We start from the raw sequence: 16,737 nt of genomic DNA on the forward strand, positions 1-16,737 counted from the left end.
TTTAAAAGTTTTATATAAAAATAATAACAAATTAATGCTATTGTAACAGGAATGTTAATATATGGGCAGTATTGGCAAAATTCATAATAAAATAAGGGGCGGTGCGCCGATAGTTTTACGTGTCTGAAATACAGCGTGTAATACATAGTCATTAACCCCAAAATTTAATTTATGAAGTTTAAACAATTACTAAAGAGGTTCATTTTGCCTTTACTAAGTGTGTTTGTGTTTTGTTACAGCACATACGCGCAAACAGTAACACTAAAAGGAAAGGTAACCGACGAGAAGGGCGAGCCCATAGCCGGCGCTTCCGTTAAAATAAAAGGTACAAACGCTGGTTCTGTTACCAACACCGGCGGTTTGTTCAGCCTTAATTATAATGGGCAGGGTACATTAATTGTAACTGCCATTGGTTTTGCCGCGCACGAAGTTAAGTTAACAGGGCAGGCGCAGGTTAACGTGACCTTGGCCGATGACAACAAAGTCCTTAATGAAGTGGTTGTTACCGCCCTTGGTATAAAACGCGATAAGAAGATCCTGACCTATAGTACCCAGGAAATTAAGGGCGAATCGCTTACGCAATCAAAAGAGCCAAACCTTGTAAATGCCATTGCCGGTAAAGCCGCAGGCGTACAGGTAACCAGCTCATCAGGTACGCCAGGTAGTTCATCGCGTATCGTAGTCCGTGGCGGTTCATCATTTTTTGGTGATAACCAGGCGTTAATGGTAGTTGACGGTGTGCCGGTTGATAACTCTGAAACAGGTAACCTTAACTCTGGGCCGGGTACTAACCGTATTGCCGATATCGATCCATCTATCATTTCAAATATCAACGTGCTCAAAGGTGCGGCGGCTACCGCGCTTTACGGTTCAAAAGGTGCAAACGGTGTTATTATTATCACCACAAAAAATGGCGCTTTAAATAAAAAGCCACTAATCACCTTTTCATCAGATTTTTCTGCCGAAAAACCTTTATTGCCACAAATCCAAAATAAGTATTCATTGGGTACCAATGGTAATTACTATGATGGTGTAACGCAAAAAACCAGTACATCATGGGGTGCCCGCATGGATACCCTTAAAATTAACGGACAGCCTGCCAAAGTTTATAACCAGTCCGACTTGTTTTTTAAAACCGGGCATACTTACAATAACACCATTAACATAGGTGGTGGTGGCACAGCCTCTACTTACCTTGTTTCTTACTCAAACCTCAATCAGCAGGGTACAGTTCCGACAACTAAATTTTTACGTAATACATTCTTTGCTAAATACAGCGCACAGGTATTGAAAAACCTGAATACTACGTTTCAGTTAAACTATACCAATTCGCAAAACGACAGGTTGCCTGAAGGTTATGCTTTGGAAAGCCCGGTATGGACAATTTTTACAGCTCCGGTTTCGTACAATCTGCAGCCTTACTTAAATGCCGATGGTACCCAGCGTTTGTATCGTTTCTCGCGTAATAACCCGTACTGGGTGTTAGATAATATCAAAAATCATTCGGGTGTTAACAGGTTTTTACCAACTTTTACTGCCGATTACAAGCCTTTGTCATGGTTGACCGTTACCGAGCGTTTTGGTGCAGATGTTTATACTGAGATGGACAGGTATCATGAATCAACCCAATCGGTTTCAAACCCTAATGGTCGTTTGGTTGATAACAACACTACCTTCCGCCAGTACAATAACGATTTCATGGTGAGTGCAAACAAGCAGTTTGGCGACTTTAACCTTGATGTTTTATTAGGTAACAACATTTTCTCCAGCTATTCAGAAAATACATACGCTAATGGTGTTGGCTTAACAGTACCTGGCTTGTATAACATGGCTTCGGCGTCAACAGTTACTTACAAAGAGGCTTCATACCTACAGCGTAAGGTTGGTTTTTACCTGCAATCAAATATCGAGTATAAACGCTTCCTGGTGTTATCATTAACAGGCAGGTACGATGGCAACTCGGTGCTGTCAACCGATCATAATTTTTATCCTTACGGATCGGCTGCAACCAGCTTTATATTTTCAGAGTTTTTTAGCCCCGAGTTTTCAAAGGTTATGAACCTGGGTAAGTTGAGGGTATCATATGGTACGGTAGGTAACGATGGCAGCATAAGCCCTTACAGCTTGTTAACAGCCTATAACAGCGCAACTATCCGTAACCTTACATTCCCTTACGCTGGCCAGTCGGGCTTTTTAATATCCGATGTATTGGGTAACGCCAACCTGAAAAGCGAGCGTATTAACGAGTTTGAAGCAGGCTTTGAAGCTGGTTTCTTCAACAACCGAATCAGCCTGGAAGCCTCGTTTTACAGCAAAAAAACAATTGATGGTATTATCCCGTCAGTGTCTATCGCTCCGTCAACAGGTTATGCGGCAACAAGCGTAAACTCTGCTGTGATGCGCAACAGGGGTATCGAGGTGTTGTTAAACGCGTCGCCTGTAAAAAGCCGCGACTTTAGCTGGGACCTTACTTTAAACTTTACCCGCAACCGTAACAAGGTATTATCTATTTATAAAGATCAGCAGCAATTGGGTAACGGCTTTACCAATATCATTGTTGGACAGCCTTACGGTGTTATTTATGGCACCCGTTATGCCCGTAACGCGGCAGGTAAATTGTTGATTGATGATTCGGGCCTTCCATATGCCGATGATAACCAGGGTATAGTAGGTAATATTAATCCTAACTGGCTTGGCGGTATCAACAACAACTTCAGGTATAAACAATTCAACTTCAGTTTCTTCTTTGATATTAAACGCGGCGGCGACATCCAAAACAACGTTGATGGTTACGGCTATTTTTATGGTACTCCAAAAGTTACCGAAAACCGTGGTCCGCGGGTAGTTGATGGTGTAAATGCCACTACCGGTCAACCAAATACCATAGCGGTTAATGGTCAGGCTTACTACCAACGTGCAAACAGTGTGCTTGAGTCTGTAATTCAGGATGGCAGCTACGTTAAACTGCGTAATGTTAGTTTAGGCTATACTTTAAAACCATCGTGGTTAAGCAAAAGCCCTTTCAAATCGGCAACATTTAGCGTAACCGGCCGTAACCTTTGGATCCATGCGCCGCACTTTACCGGCGGCGACCCGGAAGTTAGTTCATTTGGCTCATCAAACGGTTCGCAGGGTATTTATTCATTCTCAACCCCAACTTCAAAATCAGTTGATTTTAGCTTGAAAGTTACCCTATAATTTAAATCATTAATCAGAGAAATTGTCATGAAAAATAAATATATCACGTTAGTAACATGCGCGTTGGTAAGCTTTACGGGCTGTAAAAAATATATTGATGTAAACCAGGACCCCAACAGGCCTATCGATGTTAAGGAGTCATTGATCCTGGCCCCGGTTGAAGCTGCCATATCACAAAATATTACTGCCGCCGGCGGAGGTAACCTTGCTATAGTATTGCAACAATACCTGCAGGTAATAGCCCTAAACCAGGTACCGCCAAACTTTGGCACTTACCTCATGTATCACCAGGATATGGATGGCGACTGGTACAATTTTTATGTACAGGTTATGAACAACCTTGTATTGCTCGATAAAAAAGCAGAGGCCGATGGCAATGCCAATTATGCAGCCATTTCAAAGATTTTGCTTGCCTATACCCTTGGTTCGGCAACTGATGCCTGGGGCGATGTACCATACTCAAAAGGTTTTGGCGGTACAGATAACCTTACCCCAACTTATGATAGCCAGGAAGCCGTTTATACGCAGGTACAAACCCTGCTTGATAATGCCATTGCCGATATTGCCAAAAACAGCACTACGGCGCCGTCTGGAGATGATTATTACTACACCGGCGATATGACCAAATGGAAAAAGGCTGCTTACACGCTGAAAGCGCGTTATTACATGCACCTTACCAAGGCTCCCGGACACACCGCGGCTGCACAGGCACAGCTGGCGCTTACCGCTCTTGAAAATGGCATGGTAAGCAATGATGATGATATGAAAATGCCTTTCAGCGGTGCCGCAGGTGCTGAAAACCCTTGGCAACAGAACTTTTTGCCGGGTTCAACATTGGTGTTGGCTTCAACTTTTGTTGATGGTTTTAAAACCAGGAAAGATCCACGTTTGTCAAAAATGGTTGCTCCGGCAATTGAAACAGGTTTATATACCGGCCGTCAGATAGGTTTGGAAGATATCGGTAGTTTGGAATCATACTCGTTGGGCGGCTCTTTTTATGCAAGTACAAGTTCAAATAACTACATTGTTACTTACTCGGAAGCATTATTCTTAAAAGCCGAAGCTACATTTGTATTATCTGGTGCCACGGCGGCGCAACCGGTTTATTTGCTGGCGGTTAAATCGCATATGTCAAAACTGGGCATTGCCGATGCTGATGTAAATACTTACCTGGCTTCAAGAGGTACATTAACCAGTGCTAATGCCATGCAGCTGATTATTGAGGAAAAGGTTGTGGCCAACTTCCTGTCGATGGAGAATTATGTTGATTGGAGACGTACAGGCTATCCGGCCTTAACCAAGGTGAAAAATGCTTTGTCGGATATTCCGCGGAGGGTATTATATCCACAGTCGGAAATGACCTCGAACCCGCAGCCGCAGCAAAGCGCCAAGCTTACTGACAGGCTTTGGTGGGATGTGCAATAGGCATTATTTAGCAGGCAACTTGTCTGTATATGGCATTGTATGTTAAAATACGGTCAATGTCTGCTAAATTGTTAAATATTCGTAATAAGTACTATTTTAATTTTGTGAAAAATAATATACAATGATAACTTTTGATTGGAAAGGCGTACTCCCTGCAGTAACTACTAAATTTACAGATAACGACGAACTTGATTTTGAAGCTTTTGATATAAACCTGAATGCGCAGCTTGAGGCTGGTGTTGATGGTTTTATATTAGGCGGCTCATTGGGCGAAGCAAGTGTTTTAAGCGATGATGAAAAATTCGCGCTGCTTGCTCACACTGTTGAGTTTGTTCAAGGTAAAGTACCTGTTATATTAAATATTGCTGAGCAAACTACCAAAGCGGCTGTTGCTTATGCACAAAAAGCATTTGATAAGGGTGCAGACGGTTTGATGCTGTTGCCGCCAATGCGTTACAACAGTGAAGCACGTGAAACTGTCGCTTATTTAACCTCTATCGCTAAAAGTACCGAACTGCCAATCATGATCTACAATAACCCTGTTGATTATAAGATTGAGGTTACTTTAGATATGTTTGCAGAACTTGCAGCTTATGATAATATCCAGGCGGTAAAAGAATCAACCCGCGATGTATCAAACGTTACCCGTATGATTAACAAGTTTGGCGACAGGTTCAAGATCTTCACCGGTGTTGATCCGCTGGCTATGGAAAGCCTTGTAATGGGTGCTGATGGCTGGGTTGCCGGTTTGGTTGACGCTTTCCCTAAAGAAACTGTTGCCATTTACCGTTTGGTAAAAGCTAAAAGGTATGATGAGGCCCTGGCTATTTACCGTTGGTTTTTACCGGTGCTTGAACTGGATATCCACCCTAAACTGGTACAATACATTAAACTGGCCGAGGTTGCAACGGGCATAGGTACCGAAAATGTACGTGCGCCACGTTTGCCGTTAATTGGTGCCGAGCGCGAAAAAGTTCAGAAAATTATCAACGACGCGCTTGCTGCAAGGCCGGAATTGCCTGTTGGAAGCTGGGGTAAATTAACTGAGGTAGCTTTATAATAATATATGGCAAGTAAAACTTTCTTTTGTGTTGATGCCCATACCTGCGGTAATCCCGTAAGGTTGGTGGCCGGCGGTGGTCCCACACTAAAAGGCGACAACATGAGCCAGAAACGTCAGCACTTTTTAAAGGAGTACGACTGGATCAGGACAGGCCTGATGTTTGAACCCCGTGGTCATGATATGATGTCGGGAAGTATCCTGTATCCGCCTCATGATCCGGAAAACGATGTTGCGGTTTTGTTCATCGAAACCAGCGGTTGTTTACCGATGTGCGGTCACGGAACTATCGGCACCATCACCATAGCCATTGAGGAAGGATTGATCCAACCTAAAACTCCAGGTATTGTACGTATGGAAGCACCTGCCGGCCTTGTATTAATTGAGTACAAGCAGGAGGGTAAAAAGGTAACTTCGGTAAAACTCAGAAATGTGGCTGCTTATCTTGCCGCCACCGACCTGGAAGTCGAATGCCCTGATCTTGGTACGCTCACTATCGATGTTTCGTATGGCGGTAACTATTATGCCATTGTTGATCCTCAGCCTAACTTTAAGGGCATTGAGAATTATACAGCCGGACAGCTGATAGCCTGGAGCCAGGTGCTGCGTAAGCGCATCAACGAAAAATATCAGTTTGTGCATCCGCAGGATCCTACCATAAATACCTGCACCCATATCCTTTGGGCAGGTGCTACATTATCGGCAGATTCAACTGCACGTAACGCGGTATTTTATGGGGATAAAGCCATCGACCGTTCTCCTTGTGGAACCGGTACTTCGGCCCGTATGGCGCAATGGTTTGCCAAAGGTAAATTGAAAGTAGGTGAGTCTTTTGTTCACGAAAGTATCATCGGCAGTAAATTTATTGGCAAGGTTGAGGACGTGGTTAAGATCAATGATATCGACGCCATTATTCCAAGTGTTGAAGGTTGGGCCAAAGTTTATGGCTACAATACCATCAAAATAGATGATGACGATCCTTATGCTCACGGTTTCCAGGTGATATAAAATATCACCAAACGTCATTGCGAGGAACGAAGCAATCCCCGATTGGCAGGGCCGCCCTGTATAGTTTGCGATTGCTTCGTGCCTCGCAATGACGTTTGCATTAACGTTCTAATTAATAATTTTCTAAATAAAAGCTTTCGGCGTTCAGCCTTAAGCTTTCAGCTTAAAATAAAAAATGGCAAAGGTGCTGATAATAGGAGGTGGGATAGTAGGACTTAGTTCGGCTTATTATTTACAAAAGGCCGGGCATGAGGTTACTGTGCTGGATAAGGGTGATATGACCGACAGTTGCTCATACGGAAACGCGGGTATGATAGTGCCAAGCCACTTTATTCCTTTGGCAACTCCGGGAATGGTTTCGCAGGGTATTAAATGGATGTTTAACAGCAAAAGCCCGTTCTACGTGAAGCCATCTTTAAACCCCGAATTGATTTCATGGGGATTGAAATTTTTAAAGAAAGCCAATACGGAGCACGTTGAAAGGTCGGCTACGCCTTTAACCGAACTGTCATTGCTCAGCAAAAAGCTTTATGAAGATCTGAGCAAAGAGCCGGGCTTCGATTTTGATTTGGTTGAAAAGGGCATCCTGATGTTTTATAAAACCGAAAAGGCCGGCGAAGAAGAAGCGCACATGGCCGAAAAAGGCAGGGAATTAGGTTTGGACATGGCCGTGCTTAGTGTTGATGATTGTAAAAAGCTGCAACCCAAGCTTGAGCTTGATGTGTTGGGTGCGGTACACTACCGTTGTGATGCTCACCTGTCGCCCAATAAACTGATGGCTGCTTTAATCAAACACCTGAAAGCCGTTGGTGTAAAATTGGTGGCTAATAAAGAGGTTACCAAAATAGAAAGCAAAGGTGGTAAGGTAAGCAGGGTATTATCAGGGAATGAGGAATTTATCGCCGATGAGTATGTCATTGCGGGCGGCTCATGGTCGCCGGCTATCGGCAGGTTATTGGGCTTGAAAATTTTACTGATGCCGGGTAAAGGCTATTCATTTAATGTGAAGGACGACAGCGAAACTATGCACATCCCTGCGTTACTGGCCGAAGCAAGGGTTGCCATAACACCAATGAACGGCGGCTTACGCTATGGTGGTACTATGGAACTTGATAAAATCAACGACCGCATTAACATGAACCGTGTAAAAGGTATAGTTGAATCGGTGCCGAAGTATTTCCCTGGTTTAAAACCTGCTGTTCCTGATCAAAAAGATATTTGGTTTGGTTTCCGCCCTTCATCTGCCGATGGATTACCTTATATCGGCAGGAGCAAGCAGTATAATAATCTTACTGTGGCTACCGGGCATGGTATGATGGGCTTGAGCCTTGGAGCGGCAACCGGTTTACTGGCCAGCGAAATTATTTCGGGCAAACCAACCTCTATCGATATTAAAGAATTTGCTCCTGAAAGATCTTAATTTAAACAATTGATTACCCTTCCGGCTTGCCGGAAAACGGAACCGTTCATCCACCCCTGATGAGCGGTTTTTTGCTTTAACAGGAGTACGTTTTATTACCTGAATCATAGAAAACAGGTTAAAAAATGGTTTTTCTGCCTAAAAAAGGTGGTTAGTGTAAAATGTACATTAGTTGTATTCTATACAATTAAAAATATTTTATTCGGTTAAATAATGGCTGTAGTAGCTATAATTTCGATTTTAATTGTTTATATAACATTTAATTTACTTTTTATCTGTTGGATAAAAATGGGTTTTTAGGCCAATTTTGATAGCGCTATCAACCATAAATTACCAGATATTGCCCGTATTTTATCCTTTTAACTTCATTTATTAGCAAATTAAGTTAAGTAATTGTAAATTCAACAAGTATAATCAAAGTAGCAGATGAAAGTTTTACAATTTACTATCCCGGTTCCGCACGATAAAAGTGTGATAGCAGAAAAGGTCTGTTTGCCTTACCATTACCCATACCTGCACCGTCATAAGGAAATTCAGCTCACCTGGATCCAGCAGGGTGAGGGGACTTTGATTGCAGGAAATAACATGCATGATTACTCGGCCGGCGACCTGTTTTTAATTGGCGCCAATCTGCCGCATGTATTTAAAAGCAACCCTGAATACTTTGTGCCTAACTCCAACAAGCAAATTGAGGCGCTTACTATATTTTTTAACCCTGAAGGTGCACTGGCTCCGCTGTTCTCACTACCTGAGCTTAAGCCCAGCCTGATATTTATGCAACAACATCAGCAAGGGTTTAAAGTGCCACATTCTGTGGTTGATAAAGTATCGCAGATCATGATCGCCCTGCAAAAGGCATCCGGCCCCGATCAGCTCATTCAGTTTTTCCATTTGTTGAAAGGGCTTACTAATATCAAAACCAAGCTCGATCCTTTATCAACCTATGGCAACCTGCCGGGTATAACCGAAAACGAGGGGATCAGGATAGGTAATATCTACAACTATATTATGCAGCATTACAGTGAGCCTATCACGCTTGAGGATGTTGCTAAGGTAGCCTACATGACCCCCGAGTCGTTTTGCAGATATTTCAAAAAGCATACAGGTCATACGTTTATTTCATTCCTGAACGAGATCAGGATCAATGAGGCCTGCAAGAAACTCATCGCCCATAAATTTGAAAGCATCAATACAGTGGCTTATAAATGTGGCTTCAAAAGCATTACCAACTTTAACCGCGTATTTAAATGTGTAATCGGTAATTCACCGCGCGGCTATCTCGACTCATACAACAACAATCTTATCAGCCTTAACAGGGCTGCCAGCTAATACGGCTTTTTCTTTTTACCTCAAACCATTAATTTATCGTGCTAATAAATACTAAAACAGCCATAAAAGGTTTAACCCTTTATGCCCTTACCCTTGGCGTGCTTACTGTAAAGGCGCAAACAAAGCCAACCGGTAATTTATACGAGCAAACCAGCGAAATTGCCGGTACCATTATCAGGTATGGGCAGGATATGAATGCAATCCGCGATTTTTACTCGCCCTACAACGTTAATGAGCGCGGCGAAGATCAGTATAAACAGGATGTTATTAACTCTCCCGAACAACGTAAAAGACTAATTGAGGTTGATAACGACTATCTGAAACAACTGGAGCAAACCGACTTTAACACCCTGAGTATATACGGCAAGGTTGATTATATCCTGCTGAAAAAACGTATCAACTTTGATCTGAAAGACCTGAAGAAAGAAGAAGGCCTGTACAGCCAGGCCGCTAAATATATTTCATTTGCCGATGAGATCTACGCGCTTGAACAAAAACGCCGTCGAGGAACATTTGTGGATGGCGAAAGGGTTGCAGGTGATTTGAACAAGATCTTGAAAGAACTCAAAGCAGATACTACAGCATATCGTAAACTTCCATCTGTGGATATGCCGGTAGCTAAAGTAACTAAAGCCGCTTTGCTTGGTTTGAAAGGGCGTTTAAAAGATTTTTTTGGCTTTTATAATAAGTACGATCCATCGTTTACATGGTGGGTGCCTGAGCCTTATAAGGCTGTTGACAATGCGCTGGAAAGATACAGCGAGTTAGCTATTAGCAAAGGAAAGCTGAACACCAGCCAAAAAAGCGATAGCAGCGGTATCAAAGGCGTGCCGATTGGCAGGGAAGAGTTGATTAGCCAGTTACAGGCCGAGATGATCCCTTATACGCCTGAAGAGCTTATCAAACTTGCCAACAAGGAGTTTGCCTGGTGCGATAAGGAGATGTTGAAAGCATCGCAGGAAATGGGTTTTGGCAGCGATTGGAAAAAAGCGCTTGAAAAAGTAAAGAACAGTTATGTACCGGTAGGCCATCAGCCCGAACTAATTGTTAAACTCTACAACGATGCCATCAGCTTTATAAAAGAGCGTGACCTGATCACGATACCGCCACTGGCCGAAGAAACCTGGGGCATGGTGATGATGTCGCCGCAGAGGCAATTGGTTAACCCATTTTTCACCGGTGGCAAGGAGATCAGCATCTCGTATCCAACCAATACCATGCAGTATGATGACAGGCTGATGAGCATGCGCGGCAATAACCCTTATTTTTCAAGGGGAACGGTACAGCATGAACTAATCCCCGGTCATAACCTGCAATATTTTATGAACAGCCGTTACAAAGCTTACCGGCAGGATTTTGGGACACCGTTCGCAGTTGAGGGCTGGGCCTTATACTGGGAATTGTTGTTGTACGATAAAGGATTTGCCAAAACGCCTGAAGAGCGTGTTGGTATGCTGTTCTGGCGCATGCACCGTTGTGCAAGGATAATCTTTTCGCTCAACTACCATTTAGGCAACTGGACACCGCAGCAATGTATCGACTTTTTGGTTGACCGTGTAGGTCATGAACGTGCCAATGCCGAAGGGGAAGTAAGGCGCTCATTTGAAGGGGGCTATAGTCCGCTTTACCAGGTGGCTTATTTGTTGGGCGGTTTGCAATTGACCGAGTTGAGGAAAGAGTTGGTTGATAGTGGCAAAATGACTTTTAAACAATTCCATGATGCAGCTATCAAAGAAAACCTGATCCCGGTTGAGATGCTTCGTGCTACGTTAACCAACCAGGCTTTAAGCAAAGATTTTACAACAAGCTGGAAATTTTACGATTTCGGAGGTAAATAATTAATTAAATAGCATCGATGGTAAAGCTTTAAGCTTTATGCATTCAGCTTTTAGCTTTCAAAAAACATTTTATGGAGAACAGTACTTCTTTTAAGCCTTCGTTGCGGTTGATGGATGCCACCATGCTGGTGGCAGGCAGTATGATTGGCTCCGGTATTTTTATTGTGAGCGCGGATATTACCCGCAATGTGGGCAGCGCGGGCTGGCTGCTATTTGTATGGCTCATCACCGGTTTTATGACACTCACCGCGGCCCTGAGCTACGGCGAGCTGAGTGCCATGTTCCCCAGGGCGGGTGGCCAGTACGTTTACCTGAAAGAGGCATATCGCCCCTTGGTTGGTTTTTTATACGGATGGAGTTTTTTTACCGTGATACAAACGGCTACTATTGCCGCGGTAGGGGTTGCTTTCGCCAAATTTACGGCCTATCTGATCCCACAGCTGAGCGAAGACCTGGTTGCTGTTGATCTGGGTTTTATCACCATATCACCAGCACAACTGCTCTCCATCCTGGTGATCGTATTTTTAACCTATATCAATACCCGTGGGGTAAACAGCGGTAAAATTGTACAAACCATTTTCACCATGGCCAAGCTGCTGAGCTTGTTAGGGCTGATTGTGTTTGGCCTGTTTTCCTTAAAAGCTTCGGTGTGGAGCGATAACTGGAAAAATGCATGGGATATGCACCATCTCAACGGTGATGGTTCTATTGCCTCCTATACTACCATTGCTGCTTTAGGCGCTATCGCATCGGCTATGGTGGGCTCTATATTCAGCAGTGATTCATGGAACAACGTGACTTTTATAGCCGGGGAGATCAAAAACCCGAAAAGGAACATCGGTTTAAGTTTGGCGCTGGGTACGCTGATCGTAACGGTGATCTACATTTTAACCAATATCATGTATACTGGTGTACTTTCATTGCATGATATTGCCGTTGCTGATAAAGATAGGGTAGGTGTGGTTGCTTCACAGCATATTTTTGGCAGTTCGGGTACGGTGATCATCGCTTTGCTCATCATGGTATCAACCTTTGGCTGCAATAACGGGCTTATAATGTCGGGCGCGAGGGTTTATTACTCGATGGCTAAGGATGGGCTTTTCTTTAAAAAAGTAGGAACGCTGAATAAAAACTCGGTACCTGGTTTTGGTTTATGGTTGCAGTGCGTGTTTGCCTGCCTTTGGAGCCTGAGCGGTAAATACGGCGATCTGCTGGACATGATCTCGTTTGTGGTGGTAGTTTTTTATGTGCTTACCATCATCGGGATTTTTATCCTACGCAAAAAAATGCCCAATGCCGAGCGGCCTTACAAGGCTTTTGGCTACCCGGTATTGCCAATAATTTATATCATCATGGGTATTGCTTTTTGCCTGTTACTCATCAAATACAAACCGGCATATACTTATCCGGGCTTGATCATTACCCTGACAGGCATCCCTGTTTATTACCTGATAGGTGGCAGCAAAAAACGTAAAGCCGCCGAACTCCCGGTTGAAAGTTTATAGACTACCCATTCATGAAAAAGATCTTATCGCTGCTATGTGTTATAACTATGAGCATAGCAGCCCGGGCCCAAAATGGGAATTTTATTAAGTTAAGCATTGCAAAGTTCTCTACCGGAAATGATGAAGCCTGGCAAAATGCCGACTTTAACGACGCGCAGTGGAAAAACATCAAAGTAGGCGATGTATGGCAGGAGCAGGGTTACCCGGATTATCATGGTTTTGCCTGGTACCGGATTCATGTGGTTATTCCGTCGTCGTTAAAAAAGCAGGCGGTTTGGGCCGATAGTTTGAGAGTGTTCCTTGCCCATGTTAATGATGTTGATGAAACCTATTTTAACGGCAAACTGATTGGTAAAACCGGTGCATTCCCTGAAGATAAGGGCGGCTACGTGAGCAAGTGGCCTGCTGTACGCAATTACTGCATCGCGGCAAACGATCCGGCCATTAAATGGGATGCGGAAAATGTCATCGCCATAAAAGTTTATGACGGCGGCGGCTCGGGTGGCATTTTTATGGGAAGCCCTTATATTGATATGCTGGAAAAATTTGATGGCATCGTTTTTACCCAAACAGATATCAGCTTTTTACCCAATGCGCAATCGGTACGCAAATTAACCATCAGTAATAGCTTTAAAACCATTATCACGGGCAAGTTTCACTATCGGATCATAGACGAGGTTACTGAAAAAACAATTGCCGAGAAAACGGTAAATGCTAATCTCCAGCCCCTGGGTAAGGAAACTTACACGCTCAATTTTCCCCATCGCGAAGGCATTAAATTGTTTTATGAGTTTACCGAAACTGCATCAGGCAAGACCAAGACCTTTGCCGAGATAGCGCCTTATTTGCTTACGCCCAGGGTTCCATTAACACCAATGATTAATGGCGCTGCGGTTTTAGGCATACATCCCGGCTCACCGGTACTTTACAAAATAGCGGCAAGCGGGCAAAAGCCTTTAAACTATTTAGCAAAAAATCTGCCGGAAGGTTTATCACTCGATAATAAAACGGGCATCATAACCGGAACCGCACCTAAAGCAGGAGATTACAAAGTATCTGTTTCGGTAAGTAACAATTTAGGAAGAAGCGCACGAATCCTTACTATCAAATCGGGGCATTTATTAGCCCTTACCCCGCCCATGGGTTGGAACAGCTGGAATTGCTGGGGACTAAATGTGAGCGATGAAAAAGTTCGGCTATCAGCTAAAGCAATGGTTGATAAAGGCCTCACCGATTACGGCTGGAACTCTATTAACGTAGATGATGGCTGGCAAGCACCTGCAAGGCAACAGGATGGAGCTATAGCCGCGAATGAGAAATTTCCAGATATGAAAGCCCTTGGCGTGCACCTGCATCAACAGGGATTAAAGTTTGGCATTTACTCGTCGCCGGGAGCAAAAACCTGTGGCGGTTACCTGGGTTCGTTAGGCCATGAGGGTCAGGATGCTGGCACATATTTTAACTGGGGCGTTGATTATTTGAAATACGACCTATGCAGCTACTCCGACCAAACGGCCGGTGATACCACGCTATTCGCGCAGCAAAAACCATACATGGTAATGCGCGATGAACTGGCAAAACAGCCCCGGGATATTATTTACAGCATTTGCCAGTACGGTATAAAAGATGTTTGGAAATGGGGCACGCAAATGAACGGTAACCTGTGGCGCACTACCGAGGATATTACTGATACCTGGGAAAGTTTGTACGGTATAGGTTTTAGTCAGACCAATAACGCGGCCTACGCCGGGCCGGGAGGTTGGAACGACCCAGATATGCTTATTTTAGGCAGGGTAGGTTGGGGCGAAAATCTGCACCAAACTAATTTAACGCCTTATGAGCAGTATACACACATGAGCTTATGGAGCCTTTTATCGGCACCGCTGCTTATTGGCTGTGATATGGATAAGCTTGATGAATTTACCCTTAACCTGTTAAAAAATCGGGAGGTTATAGCCATTGATCAGGACGTAGCAGGCAAGCAAGCCGGGCGGGTGATTAACGATAAACAGATTCAGGTTTGGGTTAAACAACTGGCAGATGGCAGTAAGGCTATCGGCATCTTTAATCTCGGCGAAAAGTACTCGAAGTATACGCTTGATTTTAACAGCATCCATATGGGCAGGGTTAAAGTTGTAAGGGATATCTGGCAGCAAAAAGATATCGCTAAAAATGTTGCCGGCGTATCCTGTAATATCCCGCCGCATGGGGTAAGGTTTTATAAATTGATGTAAACAAGACGCTTGCCTACCTGTTGAGTACTATATCGCTTGACCGTTTTTTAATCTGTTTTGAAGTTGTGCTGTAGAAATAAGATAAAATCCTGCTATAACTGGTTAGGAATCTTCAGTGCGCATCATAAAAGGTTAAATATATTTGCTCGCGCATATTAATGGCGCAAGCCCTCGTTTTTTACTAAAATATCTGCCATGGCTAACAACTTTAAAGAAGAAAGCATCGAAGAAATAAATATCATCATGCAGCAATCGCAAAGCGCGTTTGAGGCTTATCAAAAAACAAGCGCCGAACAAAAGGCCCTGTTTTTGGAGGCTATTGCTGATGAAATAGAAGCAATAGGCGATGCCTTGCTGCAAAAAGCATCTGAAGAAACTAATCTTCCGTTACCCCGTTTAACCGGCGAGCGCGCCCGTACCACTGGTCAGCTGCGCATGTTTGCAGGAATGCTGCGCGAAGGCAGCTGGGTTGAAGCCAGTATAGATACCGCCTTGCCCGATAGAAAACCCTTGCCACGCCCGGATCTACGCAAAATGCTTGTTCCGCTTGGCCCTGTAGTAGTTTTTGGCGCGAGTAACTTCCCGTTTGCCTATTCAACAGCAGGTGGTGATACTGCAAGCGCGCTGGGTGCAGGCTGTTCGGTAGTAGTAAAAGCACATCCTGCTCATGCCGAAACTTCTGAAATGGTTTACCAGGCTATCAAAAAAGCGATAGTAAGCAGCAATATGCCTGAGCATGTTTTTCAGCATGTACATGGTACTTCGTTTGAAAGTGGTAAAGCATTGGTTAAAGCGGATGATACCGCTGCTGTTGGCTTTACGGGCTCAACAGTTGGTGGCTTAGCATTGCTTCAGTATTCTTCAGAACGCAAAAAGCCTATTCCTGTATTTTCAGAAATGGGCAGTATAAATCCCGTTATATTTTTGCCGGATACTTTAAACAAAAACGCCGCCGATCTGGCTGCGCAGTATGCAGGCTCCATTACTTTAGGTGTTGGTCAGTTTTGTACCAATCCCGGTTTAATGCTGGCTGTCGAAGGTGAAGGTTTGGATAATTTCTACAAGTTGTTAGGTAACGGTATTGAAGAAATCAAACCGGCCAAAATGCTGCACGCAGGCATCCATTCGGCTTATGAGAAAAAGAGCCATGCTGCTTTGGAGCAGAGCGGTGTAACCAGCGTTGTTAAGTCGGCTACAGAAGCCATCGATATCGAAGCTCAGCCAACCATCGCCCTCGTAAGTGCCGAAACTTTTCTTGAAAATCACTTATTGCACGAAGAGGTATTCGGACCATATTCATTAATGGTAGCTTGTAAAGACGAGCAGGAACTGATCAAAGTATTAAAATCAGTATCAGGTCAGCTCACTACTACAGTAATGGGTACCGATGATGATTTTGCAGGTCATTCAAGCCTGTTACAATTATTGCCGTCAATAGCAGGCAGGGTATTGTTTAATGGCGTACCCACCGGTGTTGAGGTTTGTGCCAGTATGGTGCATGGCGGCCCGTTCCCGGCCACTACCGATAGCCGTTTTACCGCGGTAGGTATCAATGCTGCTAAACGCTGGGTACGCCCGGTTTGCTACCAAAACTGCCCGGACGCGCTGTTGCCATTGGCTTTGCAACAGGCCAATCCAACCAACATCTGGCGTTTGTTTGATGGCGAGTGGAAGAAATAGTGCGATGTTAAACATCATCAGATAATCAAATTTAAATTAT

Annotated in this window: 10 protein-coding genes; all 10 read left to right on the plus strand. The window is 44.0% G+C overall.

Features of this window, described 5'->3' with window-relative positions:
• The first annotated feature begins 171 nt into the window (after nt 1-171).
• On the plus strand, nt 172-3,198 hold the full coding sequence (locus tag DEO27_RS02500) for a SusC/RagA family TonB-linked outer membrane protein (RefSeq protein WP_112569400.1): 3,027 nt from the start codon (nt 172-174) through the stop codon (nt 3,196-3,198).
• A 27-nt stretch (nt 3,199-3,225) separates the two neighbouring features.
• Entirely contained in the window at nt 3,226-4,623 is a 1,398-nt protein-coding gene (locus DEO27_RS02505; RefSeq protein WP_112569402.1) for a SusD/RagB family nutrient-binding outer membrane lipoprotein, read from the plus strand.
• Nucleotides 4,624-4,744: 121 nt separating this feature from the next.
• Nucleotides 4,745-5,683, plus strand: a complete 939-nt coding sequence (locus DEO27_RS02510) for a dihydrodipicolinate synthase family protein (RefSeq protein WP_112569404.1) — start codon at nt 4,745-4,747, stop codon at nt 5,681-5,683.
• A gap of 6 nt (nt 5,684-5,689) precedes the next feature.
• Complete coding sequence (locus DEO27_RS02515) at nt 5,690-6,691, plus strand: 4-hydroxyproline epimerase (RefSeq protein WP_112569406.1); 1,002 nt, start codon at nt 5,690-5,692, stop codon at nt 6,689-6,691.
• Between the two features lie 175 nt (nt 6,692-6,866).
• Entirely contained in the window at nt 6,867-8,111 is a 1,245-nt protein-coding gene (locus tag DEO27_RS02520; protein ID WP_112569408.1) for an NAD(P)/FAD-dependent oxidoreductase, read from the plus strand.
• Nucleotides 8,112-8,537: 426 nt separating this feature from the next.
• Entirely contained in the window at nt 8,538-9,440 is a 903-nt protein-coding gene (locus DEO27_RS02525) for an AraC family transcriptional regulator (RefSeq protein WP_112569410.1), read from the plus strand.
• 38 nt (nt 9,441-9,478) lie between these two features.
• Complete coding sequence (locus tag DEO27_RS02530; protein WP_223818146.1) at nt 9,479-11,278, plus strand: DUF885 family protein; 1,800 nt, start codon at nt 9,479-9,481, stop codon at nt 11,276-11,278.
• Nucleotides 11,279-11,349: 71 nt separating this feature from the next.
• Nucleotides 11,350-12,783, plus strand: a complete 1,434-nt coding sequence (locus tag DEO27_RS02535) for an APC family permease (protein ID WP_112569412.1) — start codon at nt 11,350-11,352, stop codon at nt 12,781-12,783.
• Between the two features lie 11 nt (nt 12,784-12,794).
• On the plus strand, nt 12,795-15,017 hold the full coding sequence (locus DEO27_RS02540; protein ID WP_112569414.1) for a putative Ig domain-containing protein: 2,223 nt from the start codon (nt 12,795-12,797) through the stop codon (nt 15,015-15,017).
• A 195-nt stretch (nt 15,018-15,212) separates the two neighbouring features.
• Nucleotides 15,213-16,697 carry an aldehyde dehydrogenase (NADP(+)) gene (locus tag DEO27_RS02545; RefSeq protein ID WP_112569417.1) on the plus strand — a complete coding sequence of 495 codons (1,485 nt, stop codon included), beginning with the start codon at nt 15,213-15,215 and terminating at the stop codon, nt 16,695-16,697.
• Nucleotides 16,698-16,737 lie beyond the last annotated feature (40 nt).

It is taken from the genome of Mucilaginibacter rubeus, from assembly GCF_003286415.2.
Classification (GTDB): Bacteria; Bacteroidota; Bacteroidia; order Sphingobacteriales; family Sphingobacteriaceae; genus Mucilaginibacter; species Mucilaginibacter rubeus_A.